This is a genomic window from Halorhodospira abdelmalekii, assembly GCF_016583625.1.
GTDB classification, from domain to species: Bacteria; Pseudomonadota; Gammaproteobacteria; order Nitrococcales; family Halorhodospiraceae; genus Halorhodospira; species Halorhodospira abdelmalekii.
This window is the reverse complement of the sequence record NZ_NRRN01000097.1, coordinates 1-2,684: the sequence shown is the minus strand read 5'-3', so window position 1 is coordinate 2,684 and position 2,684 is coordinate 1. Positions and strand designations below refer to the sequence as shown.

Below are 2,684 nucleotides of genomic sequence, written 5' to 3'. Positions count from 1 at the left end.
GGGGGGGGTGGCGGATTTCGCAGTGGTACCAAGGGGCGCCGGCTCGTTACACTGTTGGTGGCCGCTATTGCGGCCGTGGAGGCACTCTGAGACCATCGCTTCCATCCTTGAAGCCCCTTCCCCGTTGGCTGCCAAACCTGTACGGGGGGAGGGGCTTCGTCTTTGTATGGGCCATGTATGAGCGGCGGGGGTCTCCGACAGCCTGTCCCCTTCGTCCGGACCAGATGCCTGCGCGCGCGCGGACAGCGCCCTGTCCGCACGCACGCAGGCAGGTGGCGGCCCTGGTAGTCACGAATCCTGGGACGTTTGTCGATACAGGGGTCACGACAGCCCTAGGCCGCGTCGTCAGGGGTCTCGGCGTACCAGCGCTCCATAACCTCGGTATGCAGCTGGTTGCAGACCTCGACGGCCTCCCGGTTATCAAGGGTCATCTCGTAGTTCATCGGTTCGCCCCCGCGTAGAAGAAACGCAGTTGCCCGTTCCAGACGGAGACCCCCACGGGAACCTGGACCTGCTCGCCGATATGAGGCTCCCAAGGCCGATAGTCCGGGACGGTCAGCGTCTCGGTATCCTTGCGCTGTTGGCCATTGCGGAGGGTCTTCCAGACGTCAACCTGCACCTGGTGCTGTCCCCCGTAGCGTTCGCCAGTTTCCCGGTTGGTACCCGTGGGGGTCTCCAGGACGTTGGACAGGGTGCCGTTCAGCAGTAGCCAGTTCGTATCCATCACACCACCCCCGGAAACATCTTGCGGATCATCTCGACCTGCCGCGCTCTCAGCTTCTCGTGTGTTTCCTCGTCTAGTTGGGCTTCCAGCTGCTCAAGACCGACGATCAGGACCGCCATCATCGCGTTCGTGAAGTTCATCCCGGTCTTGTCACAGATGGCCTGGACCTTGACGTAATCCCCCATCGGCATCCGTAGCTGCGCGTGCCGGGTCGGCCCCATGATGTCGAGCTTGGGGTTAGTAACGGTGCCGTTGACCACATCCGTCAGCCACTGAAGGACGTGTTCTGCTCGGTTCTCGCGCTCGGTTTGTGCTTTCTCGACCATCGCTATTATCTCCGTATTGGCGTTTGCCGGTTATTATCCCACCACAACGCCGTTAAGGCCGTCAACCTTACTCGCTTGTTGTGTTACACGTGGAACATATACAGGGGGTAAAAGCAAGGCGGAGGCTTCGCCCCCTGGGGCGGCGGCGGCTCGCTTCGCTCCCCGCCGGTAGGGGTGTGGGGGATCGGATGGGAAAAGCGTGGAATGGAGGGCGCGCAATGGGCGCATTAGCCGACCGAGGCCCTTGGCCGCGCATTGGCCGCTATGGATCGCCTGGCATTGGCCCCTTCGACCAGTAAAGATACCAAGTCCCTGTATGGGGCGACCCAAGACCGGGCACGCGCATCCATGCGCGCCCCGGTGCGGGCGGATGGGCCGAAAAAAGCCAAGGGTGGCTATGTCACGCGCCCCGGAGTGAGCGGAGCAGAGCGGTAACAGCCTCGCGGCCGCCGACCTCGGCAGCGTCAAGGGCCTCGGCGCGGGCGTCGTTACTGCGTAACAGCGCCCAATCGTCGGGGGTCAGCATCGCCAGGACGTCGGCGGTCTCCCGGTCTTCGTCGGCAAGGGCTTCGTCGCTGGTATCCAGGACCCCTAAGCGTTCCTTGAGGCCCGGCGTCCAGTAGAGCTGGCGAGCGCCTTTCATGGCCTGGACGTACTCAACGTAGCGGTGGGCGTCGCCGGGGCCTTGGCGGATCAGGAAGTGGTGAGGATGGACCCCCTTGGCGCGGCCGCCCTTGGACTTGGCCTTAGCGATCTCATGCGATGCGCCCCAGCGGCGGGAATCATCCTGCTTGGCCAGGTAGTCCCCCGCGTCCACGTCTGCACGGACGTCAACACCGTGGACCCGGAAGGCCCGGGCGCTCTCCTGGTCGTCGGGATCGAGCAGGCCGGAGCGGATGCAAGCGCGTTCCCACAGGCGGGTTAGCTCGACCTGGTAGCAGGTGCCCACGTCTGGCCGGTGGAACCAGAGTTCATGGGTATGGGGGTGCCAGCCGTTGTCACCGTGGACCACCTCAAGGGACCGGATCAGGCCCTGGAACCCGATCCGTTCCCGAAGCCGCCGGAACGGGCTTCCCTTACGAAGGTAGCGGCGGAAGGCATCGCGCTGTTGCTGGATCAGATCGGGGAGCCGGTGCCAGGACTGATGGGGGAACGTGAAGGTTACGAGGGTAACACCGAGGCCCTGGGCCTCGGCGGCGGTCATGGCGGTTTCGATCTCAAGGCGGCGGCGTTCCTGGATCTTGGCGGCGCAGACAGGGCAGGCCCAGACGCTGCCGCAAGTGGCGAGACCCCCGAAGAAGGCCGATTGATGCTCGGCGTTGTGGTTGATGGTCACGTCACCGTAACTGACCCAGCGGCAGTCCGTGGTTCGGTAGACGTCACCGGGGTACTCGGCGGCGCCAGAGTCGATCCGCGGTTGGGCATCGGCCCGGAGCCAGTGCCGGGCTTGGCTCAGTGCCTGGTACCGAAGCGCCCGTTGGAGCCGGACGTGTTCCCGGTCATCCGCGGGGGGGGTGGCGGATTTCGCAGTGGTACCAAGGGGCGCCGGCTCGTTACACTGTTGGTGGCCGCTATTGCGGCCGTGGAGGCACTCTGAGACCATCGCTTCCATCCTTGAAGCCCCTTCCCCGTTG

4 protein-coding genes are annotated in these 2,684 nt (G+C 64.5%); 1 reads left to right on the top strand and 3 read right to left on the bottom strand.

Annotation, left to right across the window (positions count from 1 at the left end):
* Window positions 1–439 precede the first annotated feature (439 nt).
* From CKO15_RS13385 to CKO15_RS13375, 3 genes are all read right to left on the bottom strand, one after another.
* Entirely contained in the window at window positions 440–724 is a 285-nt protein-coding gene (locus CKO15_RS13385) for a hypothetical protein (protein ID WP_200197253.1), read from the bottom strand.
* The gene (locus CKO15_RS13380; RefSeq protein WP_200197251.1) at window positions 724–1,050 is read right to left on the bottom strand and encodes a hypothetical protein; all 327 of its coding nucleotides are present in this window, start codon (window positions 1,048–1,050) and stop codon (window positions 724–726) included. Before CKO15_RS13380 ends, CKO15_RS13385 begins: the two co-directional genes overlap by 1 nt.
* A gap of 400 nt (window positions 1,051–1,450) precedes the next feature.
* Complete coding sequence (locus CKO15_RS13375; RefSeq protein WP_200197249.1) at window positions 1,451–2,386, bottom strand: hypothetical protein; 936 nt, start codon at window positions 2,384–2,386, stop codon at window positions 1,451–1,453.
* Here CKO15_RS13375 and CKO15_RS13370 point away from each other — a divergent pair.
* Window positions 2,360–2,647 (top strand): hypothetical protein, encoded by a 288-nt coding sequence (locus CKO15_RS13370; RefSeq protein ID WP_200197247.1) that lies wholly within the window; start codon window positions 2,360–2,362, stop codon window positions 2,645–2,647. The genes CKO15_RS13375 and CKO15_RS13370 overlap by 27 nt on opposite strands.
* Window positions 2,648–2,684 lie beyond the last annotated feature (37 nt).